18 protein-coding genes are annotated in these 16,114 nt (G+C 58.6%); 3 read left to right on the forward strand and 15 right to left on the reverse strand.

From position 1 onward, the window contains the following. Window positions 1–57 precede the first annotated feature (57 nt). Window positions 58–978 carry an EamA family transporter gene (locus CD175_RS17980; RefSeq protein ID WP_104449895.1) on the reverse strand — a complete coding sequence of 307 codons (921 nt, stop codon included), beginning with the start codon at window positions 976–978 and terminating at the stop codon, window positions 58–60. Window positions 979–1,441: 463 nt separating this feature from the next. Here CD175_RS17980 and CD175_RS17985 point away from each other — a divergent pair, with 463 nt between their 5' ends. Further along, complete coding sequence (locus CD175_RS17985; protein WP_104449896.1) at window positions 1,442–1,750, forward strand: EscU/YscU/HrcU family type III secretion system export apparatus switch protein; 309 nt, start codon at window positions 1,442–1,444, stop codon at window positions 1,748–1,750. A 63-nt stretch (window positions 1,751–1,813) separates the two neighbouring features. Here CD175_RS17985 and CD175_RS17990 read toward each other — a convergent pair whose 3' ends face one another. Then, entirely contained in the window at window positions 1,814–2,314 is a 501-nt protein-coding gene (locus CD175_RS17990; RefSeq protein WP_104449897.1) for a hypothetical protein, read from the reverse strand. 260 nt (window positions 2,315–2,574) lie between these two features. Here CD175_RS17990 and CD175_RS31770 point away from each other — a divergent pair, with 260 nt between their 5' ends. Both CD175_RS31770 and CD175_RS17995 read left to right on the forward strand, forming a co-directional pair. Further along, the gene (locus tag CD175_RS31770; protein WP_240628910.1) at window positions 2,575–2,877 is read left to right on the forward strand and encodes a transposase; all 303 of its coding nucleotides are present in this window, start codon (window positions 2,575–2,577) and stop codon (window positions 2,875–2,877) included. Between the two features lie 8 nt (window positions 2,878–2,885). After that, window positions 2,886–3,710, forward strand: coding sequence for an IS3 family transposase (locus CD175_RS17995; protein ID WP_240628908.1), 825 nt, complete (start codon window positions 2,886–2,888; stop codon window positions 3,708–3,710). Between the two features lie 56 nt (window positions 3,711–3,766). Here the strand turns inward: CD175_RS17995 and CD175_RS18000 are convergent, their stop codons facing one another. From CD175_RS18000 to flhF, 13 genes are all read right to left on the reverse strand, one after another. Further along, window positions 3,767–4,159, reverse strand: a complete 393-nt coding sequence (locus CD175_RS18000; protein WP_104449898.1) for a DUF2802 domain-containing protein — start codon at window positions 4,157–4,159, stop codon at window positions 3,767–3,769. Next, window positions 4,160–4,645, reverse strand: coding sequence for a chemotaxis protein CheW (locus tag CD175_RS18005; protein WP_007980742.1), 486 nt, complete (start codon window positions 4,643–4,645; stop codon window positions 4,160–4,162). It lies immediately after the preceding gene. 73 nt (window positions 4,646–4,718) lie between these two features. Then, window positions 4,719–5,639, reverse strand: coding sequence for a CheW domain-containing protein (locus CD175_RS18010; protein ID WP_104449899.1), 921 nt, complete (start codon window positions 5,637–5,639; stop codon window positions 4,719–4,721). 141 nt (window positions 5,640–5,780) lie between these two features. Next, on the reverse strand, window positions 5,781–6,569 hold the full coding sequence (locus CD175_RS18015) for a ParA family protein (protein WP_007980740.1): 789 nt from the start codon (window positions 6,567–6,569) through the stop codon (window positions 5,781–5,783). 43 nt (window positions 6,570–6,612) lie between these two features. Beyond that, complete coding sequence (motD, locus tag CD175_RS18020) at window positions 6,613–7,503, reverse strand: flagellar motor protein MotD (RefSeq protein WP_007980739.1); 891 nt, start codon at window positions 7,501–7,503, stop codon at window positions 6,613–6,615. A gap of 12 nt (window positions 7,504–7,515) precedes the next feature. Then, window positions 7,516–8,256 (reverse strand): flagellar motor protein, encoded by a 741-nt coding sequence (locus tag CD175_RS18025; protein WP_007980738.1) that lies wholly within the window; start codon window positions 8,254–8,256, stop codon window positions 7,516–7,518. Continuing rightward, on the reverse strand, window positions 8,256–9,386 hold the full coding sequence (locus CD175_RS18030; protein ID WP_104449900.1) for a protein-glutamate methylesterase/protein-glutamine glutaminase: 1,131 nt from the start codon (window positions 9,384–9,386) through the stop codon (window positions 8,256–8,258). Before CD175_RS18030 ends, CD175_RS18025 begins: the two co-directional genes overlap by 1 nt. Window positions 9,387–9,434: 48 nt before the next feature. Continuing rightward, window positions 9,435–11,693: a chemotaxis protein CheA gene (locus CD175_RS18035; protein WP_104449901.1), complete on the reverse strand. Its 2,259-nt coding sequence runs from the start codon at window positions 11,691–11,693 to the stop codon at window positions 9,435–9,437. Between the two features lie 47 nt (window positions 11,694–11,740). Beyond that, on the reverse strand, window positions 11,741–12,529 hold the full coding sequence (locus CD175_RS18040) for a protein phosphatase CheZ (protein ID WP_104449902.1): 789 nt from the start codon (window positions 12,527–12,529) through the stop codon (window positions 11,741–11,743). 21 nt (window positions 12,530–12,550) lie between these two features. Beyond that, on the reverse strand, window positions 12,551–12,922 hold the full coding sequence (locus tag CD175_RS18045) for a chemotaxis response regulator CheY (protein ID WP_003183998.1): 372 nt from the start codon (window positions 12,920–12,922) through the stop codon (window positions 12,551–12,553). Between the two features lie 168 nt (window positions 12,923–13,090). Further along, window positions 13,091–13,831 (reverse strand): RNA polymerase sigma factor FliA, encoded by a 741-nt coding sequence (gene fliA, locus CD175_RS18050; RefSeq protein ID WP_007975362.1) that lies wholly within the window; start codon window positions 13,829–13,831, stop codon window positions 13,091–13,093. Next, window positions 13,828–14,658, reverse strand: coding sequence for a flagellar synthesis regulator FleN (fleN, locus tag CD175_RS18055; RefSeq protein ID WP_007975361.1), 831 nt, complete (start codon window positions 14,656–14,658; stop codon window positions 13,828–13,830). The genes fliA and fleN overlap by 4 nt, the downstream gene beginning before the upstream one ends. A gap of 116 nt (window positions 14,659–14,774) precedes the next feature. Beyond that, entirely contained in the window at window positions 14,775–16,103 is a 1,329-nt protein-coding gene (flhF, locus tag CD175_RS18060; RefSeq protein WP_104449903.1) for a flagellar biosynthesis GTPase FlhF, read from the reverse strand. Between the last annotated feature and the right edge of the window lie 11 nt (window positions 16,104–16,114).

Raw genomic sequence — 16,114 nt, forward strand, 5'->3', positions numbered from 1 at the left:
CTAATCCAAAGCGAAGCACTTCCAACAACACCCAGGCCAATTACGACGACTTTGTATTTATTCTTCATCTTGCCCTCCACCACTACAAAAACACAGTTTTTTGAGAATTGGCTCGAACACAACTACTAACAGCCCAATGATTACGACCAAAAGAGCCATTACAGTTATTGGAGAAGCAGCTTGCTTGTAAATTATCGTCACCACAAAAAACTGCGTGAGTGGCAATACAAACTGGGACAAGCCCATAGACATTACAGAAAGCCTTTTAGCTGAAAACGAAAACAGCGCTAACGGAATAATAGATACGGCACCACAACTAAAAACAAGAAGCGTGCGCCACAAACCAAAATCATCAGGAATTGCCATGCCGAGATTTGAAAATATAAAAAACAAAGTGCAAAAAAAAGAAAGCACAAGAGACTCTAACAACAAGCCACTAAAAACATTCAAAGATGTCATTTTTTTCAAGCACGAATAAAAACCCCAAGCCAGACCGATACCTAGATAAACTCTTATATCAAGATCATTACTCAACACGAAAAGACTCACCACACTGAGCAGCATCATCAACACGGCCGCGGCTTTGAACACGGTGACTGGCTCTTTGTAAACAACGATACCCATCGCGATACTTAAAATTGGCGCCACCAGATAACCGAGACTACTTTCAAGTACCCGACCATGGACAGATGCCCATATGAACGTCCCCCAGTTGATCGCTATCAGTATGGATGCGACGGCATGTAAAATTAGCAGCCTAATATTAAGTTGAGCAAAAAGCGGCCTTAGCTCCCGACCAGCGTACACGACAAGAAACACCGTCAGCAAAGACAAGTAAACCCTATAACCGAGCAACGCCAACGCACTCAACGACCCAATATACTTCCAAAAAACTGAAGACAACCCCAATAGCACGTTCGCCAATACCCCACTGAGCGCGCCGATAAAAAAATGTCGACCTCTATTTGAAGGCAGCATCCCTCTACCTTTCCCACAAAGTTATTTCAACTATTTCATACGACCATATTACTTTGCCGTCCTCGTGCATACTGCAATAGGCTTCACCCTTCCTTGTCCAATTCATTACTTCATCCACCAAAAGGTTTTGTATCCGCGCCCATTCTTCTGCCGCCACCCATATGACCAGCGCCCAGAATATAAACTCTTCTCATCCAACTCTTTCCTTTATCGATTACTTTTGAACACCCCTCGCCAACAAAACTTAAAGAATTGCGTTCCAACCTGTCAACGCACAAACGACAAGTCCATTGCCATCAAAATAAACAAGTCGTTAAAACACAGATTAAGATGTAGGAATATTCATACTTCATCCTGTAGGACTTAGTTGACCGCGACGGTCTATTCAGGACTTCTTAAAGTAGGACTTGGATTCCTTGAAAAGGAAAACCTTTGAATCATTCTGCAACACTCAAAGTGACGAATTTTATCTATCAATCGGTTAGTCATCTGGCAAACGGCCCCTACCTTCCCCGCCAAGGGCGACGAAGAACTGGCGGAAGAAATCCTGCGGATTGCCCGCGACTACGAAGTGCCGATCTACGAAAATGCCGAGTTGGTGCGGCTGCTGGCGCGCATGGAACTGGGGGACAGCATTCCGCAGGAGCTGTATCTGACGATTGCCGAGATCATTGCGTTTGCTTGGAGTTTGAAGGGGAAATTTCCGGCGGGGCAGGATCCGGATGCGTTGATGGTGGAGAAGGACATCACTGGACGCGGGGATGATTATTGAGCTTACGCGCCCCTTACGCAGGTGCCGGCTTGCCGGCGAACAAGGCCTTGAATATTGCACCGATCATTTAGCCGCCTTCGCTGGCAAGCCAGCTCCTACAAAACGCAAAAGCTTGAGACTGCGACCAATAATCAATCCATTGATAAGGCCAGCCCCCAGTGCCGACCATGCCGTCATCGGCAACTCATTGGCCATTTCCGGATACATCGCTACCTGATAGCCAAGGTAGTAACGCCATGCAAAGAAGCCCCAATACACCATCAGTACCTTGACTGTACCGCCCAACTCCAACGTTTCTCCCTCGCACTTCACATTCGTGTACGAGTAAAAACGCAATGCGAGTAACCATCCTGCCCATAGCCCGAGTACGTAGGCAGAGAGGGGAATGACTACACCTTGGGAGAGATTCAGCGAAGCCAGAGACAGGGTCACGAATATCACCGGAGTGATCTGCAATGACCTTTTCGACACGTGATTCTTGAAGCAGGCAATGACACCGTAATAAGTCAGGATCAGGAAAACCGCATAAACCCACAGCGGTGTACCGCGCAAAATGTCGATCATAAGCCTCCTTGGCAGTGCGTATTTTGAACAAGATGATCAAACGACTGATGGCGGATCACAAGATAGACGAATCTGAGAAAACTATCGGCGGGAGACTACGACGGCGTAATACCCGTCTGAGGATAGAGAGGACTGCGTCGGATCGCGGGAAAGACTGCTGAAGTTTCGAGGACGCCTTCGCGGGCAAGCTGAACTGGCCTAATGATTTTGGACACTTCAATCGGGCGCTATGATGGCGCTCAAATCTGAGGTGTTTGGATATGCGTAAATCTTATTCCAGTGAGTTCAAACTCAAGGCCGCCAGCATGGTGCTGGACGAGGGTCAGTCAATTCCCGATGTTTGTGCCAGTTTGGATATTGGCCCTACGGCCTTGCGCCGTTGGGTCGACCAGGTTCGCAAAGAACGCTTGGGTTCGACCCCGGTGGGGGCCAAGGCAATCACCGCCGATCAGCGGGAGATTCAGCAGCTCAAAGCGTTGCTCAGGCAAAAAGACCTGGACATTGAAATCCTAAAAAAGGCCAGTGCTCTCCTGCTTTTGGACTCCAAAGATCATTCGCGCTGATCAATGAGCTGGACGAGCAGTACGGCGTTAACAATTGCTGCCGGGCGTTTGGAGTCACCCGCAGCAGCTTTTACGCCTGGCGTCAGCGCCAGGGCAAGGTGAATCCTGAACGGGAGAAACTTAAGGCCGTGCTGGTCAAGCATCATCAGGAGTCCAGAGCGTCCGCAGGGTCTCGCACCCTGTCCAAGGAACTGCAAGCCAAGGGGCATCGTGTCGGGCGACATATGGCTCGTAGCTTGATGCGCGAAGCCGGTGTTGCCAGTCATCAGCGGCGGCGGCACAAGTACAAATCTTCCGGCGTTGAGGCGCTGGTGGCGCCGCATGTGCTCAAGCGCAAGTTTGATGTCACGGCGGTTAACCAAGTGTGGTGCGGCGATGTGACCTACATCAAAGTCGGCACGCGCTGGATGTATTTCGCGGCGGTGCTGGATCTGTTTGCCCGCAGGATCGTGGGCTGGTCGTTTTCGATGATTTCCGATGCCACGCTGACCTGCGAAGCGTTGCGGATGGCGGTCGACCTGCGAGGCCGGCCAAAAGAGGTGCTGTTTCACTCTGACCAAGGCTGCCAATACACCAGTCATAAATTCAGGAAAGAAATGCGCAAACATGGCCTCCTGCAAAGCATGAGTCGCAAAGGTGAGTGCTGGGACAACGCTCCGATGGAGCGTTTCTTTGGAAGCCTCAAGTCAGAGTGGGTACCAGAAGACGGCTACCGCTCGGAACATGAGGCGCGGGTGGATGTGCAGCGTTATGTGATGCGTTACAACAACGTCAGGCTCCATAGCTACAACGACTACCGGTCGCCGGTAGCTATGGAGAAACTGGCGGCATGAAACCGTAACTGGTGTCCAAAATTAGTTGACCAGTTCAGGCTCGCTCCTACAGGTAACTAGTTCTTGTGCACCTTGCTCATCAACTCCGCCTCAGCCTGGGTCAAGCCGCAGGACTGGGTGAGTTCGTCGACGCTGGCGCCCATTCCGACCAATCGTGCTGCCTGGGCAAACGACAGGCTGGTCGGGTCGCGCTGTTCCAGCTGAGCGAGTTTGTCCGGCAGCGGCGCAACGATCGCCCGCAGTTCATGCAGGTCTTCGCCCATGCGCACGTTGCCGTTCTGGTAGTTGTCAACGCGTTTGCCCAGGTCCTTGATGCGCTGGTCGCGCTGCGCATCGCCCTGGGCCTGTTGCGCGGAGATCTGCTTCTGGGCGCGAATGTAGGCCAGAAACATCGCCAGCGTGCCTGCCCAGAACAGGAACAGGACAATGACCGCAACCTCGAGAATCAATCAGATACTCTCCAGTTCCGACCATTCTTCTTCGCTCATCATCTTGTCCAGCTCGACCAGGATGAGCAATTCGTTGTTCTTGTTGCACACGCCTTGAATGAACTTGGCGGACTCTTCGTTACCCACGTTCGGCGCGGTTTCGATTTCCGACTGACGCAGGTAAACCACTTCGGCCACGCTGTCGACCATGATCCCGACAACCTGCTTGTCGGCTTCGATGATGACGATACGGGTGTTGTCGCTGATCTCGGCATTCATCAGGCCGAAGCGCTGACGGGTGTCGATCACGGTGACGACGTTGCCGCGCAGGTTGATGATGCCCAGCACGTAGCTCGGAGCACCCGGGACCGGGGCGATTTCGGTGTAGCGCAGGACTTCCTGGACGCGCATCACGTTGATGCCGTAGGTCTCGTTGTCCAGCTTGAAGGTGACCCATTGCAGGATCGGATCTTCGGAACCTTTTGCCGCCGTTGCCTTGTCATTCATACCCTGACCCCTCAAGAAACCGCCCTGGCGGTGTGTGTTCCGTGCAACGCCATCGAGTGACGTCGCCTGTTGTTTATTTGATGTTTGTCGGTTTGTGGTTCGGTTTGCTGCCGGACATGTGCTTTGCCCCGCCACTGGCGATCAACTCCGCCAATGAGGCGACGTCGAGCAAGGCGCACATGTGTTCAATCACCGTGCCGGCGAGCCATGGCCGCTGCCCCCGGTGACTTCTCCATTTGATTTCATTCGGGTCCAGTCGCAACGAGCGGCTGACCTGATGCACCGCCAGGCCCCATTCATAGCCCTGGACCGAAATCACGTATTGCAGGCCCTGCTTGAAATCGTCGCGGTAACGGTCGGGCATGACCCAACGCGCGGTATCGAGCACCTTGAGGTTGCCGGCCTGGCTCGGCAGGATGCCCAGGAACCATTCCGGCTGGCCGAACAACGGCGTCAGCTCGTGACCGGCCAGGGAATAGATCGATCCCAGGCACACCAGCGGCACCGCGAGGGTCAAGCCGGCGACATCGAACAGCAGGCATTCGAAAGGCTCGGCGGCCCAGGACGGACGACCCTCGGTGTCCACCGGTGGCGGCGTATTGCTCGGCGGTAGATGCACTTCGACGACGGGCGGCACCAGGGTTTGCGGCACTTCGACAGCGACTGGCTGCGCTTCAACAGGTGGCGGTACCAAGGCTTGCAGCAGCGGAGCGATGGTCGAAACGGACGCCATGACCGGCGCCGGGGCCTCGATCACCGGCGCCTTGAACACTGGCGCTACGGATGCCGGCACCGGCGCGGCCGCCGCGGCATCACGGGCCTGCTCTTCGAGCACCGCTGCCTGGAATTCGTCCAGCACCGCTTCGGCGGCGATCTCCTCGGCCACTGCCTCTATCGGCAGCGTCAATTCTTCGGTCACGTCCTGCAGCAAGCTGTCCAGATACGACTGCAGCGCCAGTTGCGGGCGCGATGTGGTCTTCAATGGCCGGTTCATGAACGCTCACCTGTAGGGGCGACGGTGCGACGATTCGACTTGCTCGCGATGAACCTGAGAGCGCCACGGGGTGCCAGGTTTCCCGCGTCATCGTTGACGACCATCGCGAGCAGGCTCGCTCCTACAGGGATCGAGGTCATGTCAGGCTACCTGCGCAACAAGTTGCGCCGCCAGCAGATGCTTGAGCAACGCACGGTAAGCGAGAACGCCACGGCTCTTGCCGTCGAACTGCGAAGGCGTCAGCCCGGCACGGCTGGCATCGCGCAGGCGCGTGTCCACCGGGATATAGCCTTGCCAGATTTCGTCGGGGAATTTGTCGCGCAGCACGCGCAAGGTGCCGAGGGACGCCTGGGTGCGGCGGTCAAACAGGGTCGGCACGATGGTGAATGGCAATGCCTGTTTGCGCGAGCGGTTGATCATCGCCAGGGTGTTGACCATGCGCTCGAGGCCCTTGACCGCCAGGTGTTCGGTCTGCACCGGGATCACCAGTTGCTGGCTCGCCGCCAAGGCATTGACCATCAGCACGCCGAGCAAGGGCGGGCTGTCGATCACGGCGTAATCGAAGTCCTGCCACAGTTGCGCCAGGCTCTTGGCAATCACCAGGCCCAAACCACTCTGCCCTGGCGACTGGCGCTCGAGGGTGGCCAGCGCGGTGCTGGACGGCAACAGGGAAATGCGTTCGTCGCTGGTCGACAGCAACAGTTGCCCCGGCAGGCCTTGCGGCACGTTGCCCTTGTGCAGGAACAGATCGTAGTTGCTGTGTTCCAGGCTGTCGGGATCGTAGCCGAAATAGCTGGTCATGGAGCCGTGGGGGTCGAGATCGACCACGACCACGCGCTTGCCCGCCTCGGCCAGCAACCCGGCTAAAGCGATGGAGGAAGTGGTTTTACCGACACCACCCTTTTGATTGGCGACTGCCCAGACTCTCATTCGGATTGTTCCTCCCGGCCGCACGGATCGACCGAGAAATAGCTCAACGTGTTAATGCGGGTGACGGAGAATTGACGGCGTTCTCTCGTACCGGCGACTTGACCGGGGTCGGTGCAGTTTGTGTGCCAGCACGCTTCAATGCGGCATCCGGTTGCGCATGGGCGGTCCCGGTACCGGTCAGGCTGCGGCGAACATCGAGGTTGCGCGACACCACCAGCACCACGCGACGGTTGCGTGCGCGGCCTTCGGCGGTGGCGTTGTTGGCCACCGGCTGAAATTCGCCGTAGCCCACCGACGCCAGGCGACCGGGGTTCACCCCTTGCATCGCCAGCATGCGCACGATGCTGGCCGAGCGCGCCGAGGACAGCTCCCAGTTGGTCGGATACTGCGCGGTGCGGATCGGTTGATCGTCGGTGAAACCTTCGACATGGATCGGGTTGTCGAACGGCTTCAGGATCGCCGCGACCTTGTCGATGATGTTGAACGCGATATCGCTGGGCATGGCATCGCCGCTGCCGAACAACAGGCTGGAATTGAGCTCGATCTCGACCCACAGTTCATTGCCGCGCACGGTCATCTGGTTGGAGCTGATCAGGTCACCGAACGCCGCGCTGATGTCGTCGGCGATGCTTTTGAGCGGATCGCTGGCGCCGGAGACACCGGCATCGACCTGATCACTGTCCTTGACCAGCGGCTTGGCCGGGGTCACGGTCTTCGGCCGCTCGTCACCGATGGGGATCGGCTTGAGCGCGCGATCGGAATCGGTGAAGACCCCGATCAGGGCTTCGGAAATGACCTTGTACTTGCCTTCGTTGATCGAAGAAATGGAGTACATCACCACGAAAAAGGCGAACAGCAAGGTGATGAAGTCCGCATAGGAAACCAGCCAGCGTTCATGGTTTACATGCTCTTCATGTTGGCGACGGCGAGCCATGAGCTTATTCCCTTAATCCATGAAGCCCTGAAGCTTCAACTCGATGGAGCGAGGGTTTTCACCTTCGGCGATCGACAACAGCCCTTCCAGCAACATTTCGCGATAACGCGACTGGCGCAGCGCGATGGCTTTGAGTTTGGCGGCAATCGGCAGCAGCACCAGGTTGGCACTGGCCACGCCGTAGATGGTGGCGACGAAGGCCACGGCGATGCCGTTACCCAGTTGCGACGGATCACCCAGGTTGCCCATGACGTGAATCAGGCCCATCACCGCACCGATGATGCCGATGGTCGGCGCGTAACCACCCATGCTTTCGAACACTTTGGCCGCTTCGATATCGCGGCTTTCCTGGGTGTAGAAATCCACCTCCAGAATGCTGCGGATCGCTTCCGGCTCGGCGCCGTCGACCAGCAGTTGCAGGCCTTTGCGGGCGTAATTGTCAGGCTCGGCGTCGGCGATACCTTCAAGACCCAGCAGGCCTTCCTTGCGGGCGGTCAGGCTCCAGTTCACCACGCGATCGATGCCACCGGCAAGGTCGACCCGAGGCGGGAACAGGATCCAGGCGAGGATCTGCATGGCGCGCTTGAAGGCGCTCATCGGTGATTGCAGCAGCGCCGCACCGATGGTGCCGCCGAGCACGATCAACGCTGCCGGACCGTTGGCCAGGGCGCCCAGGTGACCGCCTTCAAGGTAATTGCCGCCGATGATGGCGACAAAGGCCATGATGATGCCGATCAGGCTTAGAACATCCATCAGATGCACGCCTCGACCAAGTGCTTGCCGATGTCGTCGAGGCTGTACACCGCGTCGGCGAGTTCAGCTTTTACAATGGCCATCGGCATGCCGTAGATCACGCAACTGGCTTCGTCCTGCGCCCAGATCGAACTGCCGCCCTGCTTGAGCAGCCGAGCGCCTTCACGGCCATCGGCGCCCATGCCGGTCAGGACGACCGCCAGAACTTTGTCACCGTAGGACTTGGCGGCCGAACCGAAGGTGATGTCCACGCACGGCTTGTAATTGAGGCGTTCGTCACCCGGGAGGATTTTCACCGCGCCGCGACCGTCGATCATCATCTGCTTGCCACCCGGCGCCAGCAGCGCCAGGCCCGGACGCAGGATGTCGCCATCCTCGGCTTCCTTGACACTGATGCGGCAGAGCTTGTCCAGGCGCTCGGCGAAGGCCTTGGTGAAGGCGGCCGGCATGTGTTGAACCAGCACGATCGGGGCCGGGAAATTGGCTGGCAATTGGGTCAAGACCCGCTGCAGGGCGACCGGACCGCCGGTGGACGTACCGATGGCCACCAGTTTGTAGTTTTTGCGTTTTGGCGCGGGCGACGACGTAGCGGGTGCATGTGTACGCGTCGGGATCGGTGCCGGTGCCGGACGCGCGGGTGCGCTGCTGGCAAAACTGCCCACGCTGGAAGGCGCAGGCGTCGGCGCTGGCGCAGCGGCAGGCGTCGGAGCGCTGAAGTGACTGACACGACGATTACTGCGCGAGATGCTGAGAATCTTCTCGCACAGCAGCTGTTTGACCTTCTCGGGGTTGCGCGAGATGTCTTCGAAATTCTTCGGCAGGAAATCCACCGCACCGGCATCCAGCGCATCGAGGGTGACCCGGGCGCCTTCATGGGTCAGCGAGGAGAACATCAGGACCGGGGTCGGGCAGCGTTGCATGATGTGCCGTACGGCCGTGATGCCGTCCATCATCGGCATCTCGTAATCCATGGTGATCACGTCGGGCTTGAGGGCCAGCGCCTGATCGATCGCCTCTTTGCCGTTGGTCGCCGTGCCGACGACCTGGATATTCGAATCCGCTGAAAGAATTTCCGAGACGCGGCGGCGGAAAAACCCCGAATCGTCCACCACCAGGACTTTGACTGCCATAAACACTCCATTAGATGGAGCGAGGCCAGGCGCCCCGCTCCACCAGAATCAAATACGCCGTGTGGCGTAACGCTTGAGCATGCTCGGAACATCGAGAATCAGCGCGATGCGGCCGTCACCGGTGATGGTGGCGCCGGACATGCCCGGAGTTCCCTGGAGCATTTTGCCCAATGGCTTGATAACCACTTCTTCCTGGCCCACCAGTTGATCGACGACAAAGCCGATCCGCTGCGTGCCCACCGAAAGGATCACCACATGGCCCTCGCGCTGCTCTTCGTGAGCGGCGGAGCTGACCAGCCAGCGTTTGAGGTAGAACAATGGCAGCGCCTTGTCCCGCACGATCACCACTTCCTGGCCGTCCACGACGTTGGTGGTCGACAGGTCGAGGTGGAAGATTTCGTTGACGTTCACCAGCGGGAACGCAAACGCCTGGTTACCGAGCATGACCATCAGCGTCGGCATGATCGCCAGGGTCAGCGGCACCTTGATGACGATCTTCGAACCCTGGCCCTTGGCCGAGTAGATGTTGATCGAACCATTGAGCTGGGAAATCTTGGTTTTCACCACGTCCATGCCCACGCCGCGACCCGACACGTCGGAGATCTCGGTCTTGGTCGAGAAACCCGGGGCGAAGATCAGGTTGTAGCACTCGGTGTCGCTCAGTCGATCGGCCGCATCCTTGTCCATCACGCCGCGTTTCACCGCGATGGAACGCAGGACATTCGGGTCCATGCCTTTACCGTCATCGGAGATCGACAGCAGGATGTGATCGCCTTCCTGCTCGGCCGCCAGGATCACCTTGCCGCCACGGGCCTTACCCGAGGCTTCGCGCTCTTCCGGCGACTCGATGCCGTGGTCGACCGCGTTGCGCACCAAGTGGACCAGCGGGTCGGCCAGGGCCTCGACGAGGTTCTTGTCGAGGTCGGTTTCTTCGCCGACCAGTTCCAGGTTGATCTCTTTCTTGAGCTGGCGAGCCAGGTCGCGAACCAGGCGCGGGAAGCGCCCGAAGACTTTCTTGATCGGTTGCATCCGGGTCTTCATGACCGCGGTTTGCAGGTCGGCGGTGACCACGTCGAGGTTCGACACGGCCTTGGACATGGCTTCGTCGCCACTGTTGAGACCCAGGCGGACCAGGCGGTTACGCACCAGCACCAGCTCGCCGACCATGTTCATGATCTCGTCCAGGCGCGCGGTATCGACGCGTACGGTGGTCTCGGCTTCGCTCGCCGGTTTTTCCGCCGGCGGCGCGGCCGGGGCGCGGGCGGCAGCCGGTGCAGCGGCTGCCGGGGCTTCGGCTTTTGGCTCGGGGGCCTTGGCCACAGGTTTCGGCGCCGCCTTGGCTGCCGGTGCCGGTGTCGCAACCGCAGCGTTCGAACCGTTGGCCGCTGTCGCGGTGCCGACCTCGCTGAACTTGCCTTTGCCGTGCAATTCGTCGAGCAGCGCTTCGAACTCGTGATCGGAAATCAGATCGCTGCCAGCCGCCGCCGCGCTTGGGGCCGCAGGTGCAGGCACCGACGCAATGGCCGACTCCAGGGCCTCGACAGCAAAGTTGCCCTTGCCATGCAACTGGTCGAGCAGTGCTTCAAATTCGTCGTCAGTAATATCGGAACTGTCGCCCGGCGCTTTCGGTGCTTCTGGCGCAGCCGGAGCCTGCGCAATCGCATCGACGGCAAACTGGCCTTTACCGTGTAACTGATCGAGCAACGACTCGAACTCGGCATCGGTGATTTCGTCGCTTGCAGGTGCATCGCTTGCAGGTGCGTGGGCAACCGCCGGCGCCTCGGCCTGTGCCTTGACGGCATTGAGCGAGTCCAGCAATTGCTCGAATTCGTTATCGGTAATATCGCCTGAATCGACTTCGGCCACCGGCGCTTCAACCTCGACGGCAACAGGCGCAGCAACCCCTTCGTCAGCCGATTGCGGCTCGGCCAGACGAGCCAGCGCCGCCAGCAGCTCAGGTGTCGCCGCCGTGATCGGGCTGCGCTCGCGGACTTCGCTGAACATGCTGTTCACCGCGTCCAGCGCTTCGAGAACCACGTCCATCAGTTCCGAATCGACGCGACGCTCACCCTTGCGCAGAATGTCGAACACGTTCTCGGCGATGTGGCAGCACTCCACCAGCTCGTTGAGCTGGAGGAAGCCGGCGCCCCCTTTTACAGTGTGAAAACCGCGAAAAATTGCATTGAGCAAATCCGCATCATCCGGACGGCTTTCCAGCTCGACCAGTTGCTCGGACAGTTGCTCTAGAATCTCGCCGGCCTCAACCAGGAAATCCTGAAGGATCTCTTCATCGGCGCCGAAGCTCATCAGGGGGGGTGCTCCTAAAGGTCTAAAAACCCAAAAAACCTAAAACTCTAAAATCCCAGGCTGGATAGCAAATCGTCCACATCGTCCTGACCGGACACAACGTCTTCTCTTTTATCGGCATGAATCTGCGGACCTTCACCCTGAGAGAGATGTTTTTGTGGATCTTTTTCAGCAAGCATCGCTTCACGGTCATGCTCGATGCCCGCAAAGCGGTCCACCTGACTGGCCATCAACACGAGCTTGAGCAGGTTGCTTTCGACTTCGGTGACCAACTGGGTCACACGCTTGATCACTTGCCCCGTGAGGTCCTGATAATCCTGGGCGAGCAGGATGTCGTTGAGGTTGCCCGACACCGCGCGATTGTCCGTGCCGCTGCGCACAAGGAAACCGTCGACCCGCCGGGCCAGTTCACGAAACTCTTCAGCGCCGACTTCACGACGCATGAAGCGCCCCCAGTCCGTACTCAAGGCCTGGGCTTCATCCGCCAGGCTGTTGACCAGCGGCGTGGCATTCTCCACCAGATCCATGGTGCGGTTGGCCGCGGCCTCGGTCAGTTTGACCACATAACCGAGACGCTCAGTGGCGTCGGTGATCTGCGACACTTCTTCGGCTTGCGGCATGTGCGGGTCAATCTGGAAATTGACGATCGCGCTATGCAGTTCGCGTGTGAGCTTGCCCACTTCCTGATACAGGCCGCGGTCACGGGTCTGGTTGAGCTCATGGATCAATTGCACCGCGTCGCCGAACTTGCCTTTTTCAAGGCTCTCGACCAATTCGACGGCGTGTTTTTTCAGGGTCGACTCAAAATCGCCCAATGAAGTTTCGTTATTGCCCATAGCTCCCCCGTGGCGCAGTCATCAACCAATGCGTTCGAAAATCTTCTCGATTTTTTCTTTCAACGCCTGGGCCGTGAAGGGTTTGACCACATAGCCGTTAACGCCGGCCTGGGCCGCTTCGATGATCTGCTCACGCTTGGCTTCAGCGGTCACCATCAGCACCGGCAGGTGCTTGAGCTTTTCATCGGCACGCACGTGGCGCAGCAGATCGATACCGGTCATGCCCGGCATGTTCCAGTCCGTTACCAGAAAGTCGATGCTTCCGCTGTTGAGCACCGGAATGGCGGTAGTGCCATCGTCGGCCTCGACGGTGTTGGTGAACCCAAGGTCACGCAGCAGGTTCTTGATGATCCGCCGCATCGTTGAGAAGTCATCAACGATGAGGATTTTCATGTTCTTGTCCAATTCGACCTCCAAGCAGTCTTAAACGCGTCCAGCACCTGGACGCGCCATTTCAATCAATCCGGCAAAGCACTCAATGACTGTCTGGAGCACAACAGACCGGGACCGGCGCAGTTCAACACCACACCAGCCTCGTTCGCAGTGTCCCCCACACTGCCTTCAGCGCGCTCGCCACTCCCCCAAACGCCCCCGCAAGCGGGCCGCGCACTGGCTGTGTAACTGGCTGACCCGCGATTCGCTGACCCCCAGGACCTCACCGATTTCCTTGAGGTTCAACTCTTCGTCGTAGTACAGCGCCAACACCAGTCGCTCACGCTCCGGCAAATTGGCAATCGCATCCGCCAGCGCAGCCTGGAAGCGTTCATCTTCCAGATCGCGTGACGGCTCGGTATGAGCACTCGCGCCATCCTCGTGCAGCCCTTCGTGTTCGCCGTCCTGCAACAGATCGTCGAAACTGAATAACCGGCTGCCCAGGGTGTCGTTCAAAATTCCGTAGTAATCGTCGAGACTCAATTGGAGTTCGGCCGCAACTTCGTGATCTTTAGCGTCACGGCCGGTTTTCGCTTCAATCGAGCGAATGGCGTCGCTGACCATGCGCGTATTGCGGTGAACCGAACGTGGCGCCCAGTCCCCCTTGCGCACTTCATCGAGCATGGCGCCGCGGATTCGAATGCCCGCGTACGTCTCGAAACTGGCGCCTTTGCTGGCGTCATATTTGGTCGATACCTCAAGCAGGCCGATCATCCCGGCCTGGATCAGGTCTTCGACCTGGACACTGGCCGGCAAACGCGCCAGCAAGTGGTAAGCAATGCGTTTAACCAGCGGCGCGTAACGCTCGATCAGTTCGTACTGCGCATCACGAGCCGATTTTTTGTAGAGGTTGTAACCGCTGGCTGTCATAGCACAGGTCCTGCTGTTTGCTGCACGAGGCGCTCGACGAAAAACTCCAGGTGCCCGCGCGGGTTGGCAGGCAGCGGCCAGGTATCGACCTTCTGCGCAATGGCCTTGAACGCCAGCGAGCACTTGGAACGCGGGAAGGCCTCGTAGACGGCGCGCTGCTTCTGTACAGCCTTGCGCACGCTTTCGTCGTAGGGCACCGCGCCGACGTATTGTAGGGCGACGTCGAGGAAGCGATCCGTGACCTTGGTCAACTTGGCGAACAGGTTGCGCCCTTCCTGCGGGCTCTGGGCCATGTTGGCCAGGACGCGGAAGCGGTTCATGCCGTAGTCGCGATTGAGCAACTTGATCAAGGCGTAGGCATCGGTAATCGAGGTCGGCTCGTCGCACACCACCAGCAGCACTTCCTGGGCTGCACGAACGAAGCTGACGACCGACTCACCAATGCCTGCAGCGGTGTCGATCACCAATACGTCGAGGTTGTCGCCGATATCACTGAAGGCCTGGATCAGGCCTGCGTGTTGCGCCGGGCTCAGATGCACCATGCTCTGTGTGCCGGATGCGGCCGGAACGATTCGGATGCCGCCTGGCCCCTGCAGCAGTACATCGCGCAGTTCGCAGCGGCCCTCGATCACGTCGGCCAGGGTACGTTTGGGTGTCAGCCCCAGCAGAACGTCGACGTTCGCCAGTCCCAGGTCGGCGTCCAGCAGCATGACGCGCCGGCCAAGCTCAGCCAAAGCCAGGGACAAGTTCACTGACACGTTAGTTTTCCCGACGCCACCTTTGCCGCCGGTCACCGCGATCACCTGTACGGGATGCATGCTGCCCATGTTATTTCTTTACCTTGTCTTGCATAGACGGAGGCCACATTACTGGCTGCGCGTTCACAAACGGAACAATGCATGGCAGACCATCGATGTAGGTACAAAAACGATTCATTATTACCTTAGCCGACCTGCTTGGTCGGGCTGTGGTAGATGTCAGCGAACATGTCAGCCATGGCTTCTTCGCTGGGTTCTTCCTGCATTTGCACGCTGACGGCGCGGCTGACCAACTGATGACGGCGCGGCAGATGGAGATCATCCGGAATCCGCGGGCCATCGGTCAGGTACGCCACTGGCAGCTCATGACTGATGGCCAGGCTCAACACCTCGCCCAGGCTTGCCGTTTCATCCAGTTTAGTCAGGATGCAGCCGGCGAGCCCGCAACGCTTGTAACTGTGATAAGCGGCGGTTAGAACCTGTTTCTGGCTGGTGGTTGCCAGCACCAGATAATTTTTTGAGCGGATGCCACGACCGGCCAGGCTTTCGAGCTGCATGCGCAGGGCCGGGTCGCTGGCCTGCAGGCCGGCGGTATCGATCAGCACCACGCGCTTGCGCAGCAATGGGTCCAGCGCCTGCACCAGGGACTGGCCCGGATCGACGTGGGTCACCGGCACATTGAGAATGCGCCCCAGGGTCTTGAGCTGTTCCTGGGCACCGATGCGGAAGCTGTCCATGCTCACCAGCGCAATGTTCTGCGCGCCGTACTTGAGCACATAACGGGCAGCCAGCTTGGCCAGGGTCGTGGTCTTGCCCATGCCGGCAGGGCCGACCATGGCGATGACTCCACCCTCTTCCAGCGGTTCGACTTCCGGGGTAACGATCATGCGCGCCAGGTGCGCCAGCAGCATGCGCCAGGCCTGACGAGGCTCCTGGATTTCGGTTATCAGTGCCAGCAGGTCGCGCGACAGCGGGCCGGACAGGCCAATGCGTTGCAGGCGACGCCAGAGGTTGGCCTGGTCCGGACGGCTGCCTTGCAGCTGGTTCCAGGCCAGGGACCCGAGTTGTACTTCCATGAGTTCGCGCAGGCTGTTGAGCTCGAAGCGCATCGAGTCGAAAGCACGCGGGTCCACGCCACCGGACGCAGGCGCAGCAGCCGGTGCGGGGCGACGGGGTTCGGCGTAGGTCGGTTCGATCAGCGGCTCGGCGGCGGTCAACGGCAGGCCGGCGAACAACTGGCGGTTGGTCGCATTGTCGCTCTCGCCATCGCTGCGCAGGCTCAATTCGGCCTGGGCGGTGACGATCCGCGACTGAGTCTTGCGCAGCTCGTCTTCGAGCTCCATGTTCGGAACACGCGGTGCCAGCGCCGACAACTTGTAATCCAGCGCAGCCGTCAGTTCGACGCCCCCGGCAATCCGGCGGTTGCCGATAATGGCTGCATCAGCGCCCAGCTCATCGCGAACCAGCTTCATGGCCTGACGCATATCGGCGGCGAAAAAACGCTTAACTTGCATAAACCACTACC

Source organism: Pseudomonas laurylsulfatiphila (assembly GCF_002934665.1).
GTDB classification, from domain to species: Bacteria; Pseudomonadota; Gammaproteobacteria; order Pseudomonadales; family Pseudomonadaceae; genus Aquipseudomonas; species Aquipseudomonas laurylsulfatiphila.

Bases quoted from the DNA above. Each gene is read 5' to 3' on its own strand.
- CD175_RS17980 (WP_104449895.1), bottom strand. From the start codon at position 978: ATGCTGCCTTCAAATAGAGGTCGACATTTTTTTATCGGCGCGCTCAGT.
- fleN (WP_007975361.1), bottom strand. From the start codon at position 14,658: ATGGGCAGCATGCATCCCGTACAGGTGATCGCGGTGACCGGCGGCAAA.
- CD175_RS18035 (WP_104449901.1), bottom strand. From the start codon at position 11,693: ATGAGCTTCGGCGCCGATGAAGAGATCCTTCAGGATTTCCTGGTTGAG.
- CD175_RS18010 (WP_104449899.1), bottom strand. From the start codon at position 5,639: ATGAACCGGCCATTGAAGACCACATCGCGCCCGCAACTGGCGCTGCAG.
- CD175_RS18045 (WP_003183998.1), bottom strand. From the start codon at position 12,922: ATGAAAATCCTCATCGTTGATGACTTCTCAACGATGCGGCGGATCATC.
- CD175_RS18030 (WP_104449900.1), bottom strand. From the start codon at position 9,386: ATGGCAGTCAAAGTCCTGGTGGTGGACGATTCGGGGTTTTTCCGCCGC.
- CD175_RS17990 (WP_104449897.1), bottom strand. From the start codon at position 2,314: ATGATCGACATTTTGCGCGGTACACCGCTGTGGGTTTATGCGGTTTTC.
- flhF (WP_104449903.1), bottom strand. From the start codon at position 16,103: ATGCAAGTTAAGCGTTTTTTCGCCGCCGATATGCGTCAGGCCATGAAG.
- CD175_RS31770 (WP_240628910.1), top strand. From the start codon at position 2,575: ATGCGTAAATCTTATTCCAGTGAGTTCAAACTCAAGGCCGCCAGCATG.
- CD175_RS18015 (WP_007980740.1), bottom strand. From the start codon at position 6,569: ATGAGAGTCTGGGCAGTCGCCAATCAAAAGGGTGGTGTCGGTAAAACC.
- CD175_RS18005 (WP_007980742.1), bottom strand. From the start codon at position 4,645: ATGAATGACAAGGCAACGGCGGCAAAAGGTTCCGAAGATCCGATCCTG.
- fliA (WP_007975362.1), bottom strand. From the start codon at position 13,831: ATGACAGCCAGCGGTTACAACCTCTACAAAAAATCGGCTCGTGATGCG.
- CD175_RS18025 (WP_007980738.1), bottom strand. From the start codon at position 8,256: ATGGATGTTCTAAGCCTGATCGGCATCATCATGGCCTTTGTCGCCATC.
- motD (WP_007980739.1), bottom strand. From the start codon at position 7,503: ATGGCTCGCCGTCGCCAACATGAAGAGCATGTAAACCATGAACGCTGG.
- CD175_RS18040 (WP_104449902.1), bottom strand. From the start codon at position 12,529: ATGGGCAATAACGAAACTTCATTGGGCGATTTTGAGTCGACCCTGAAA.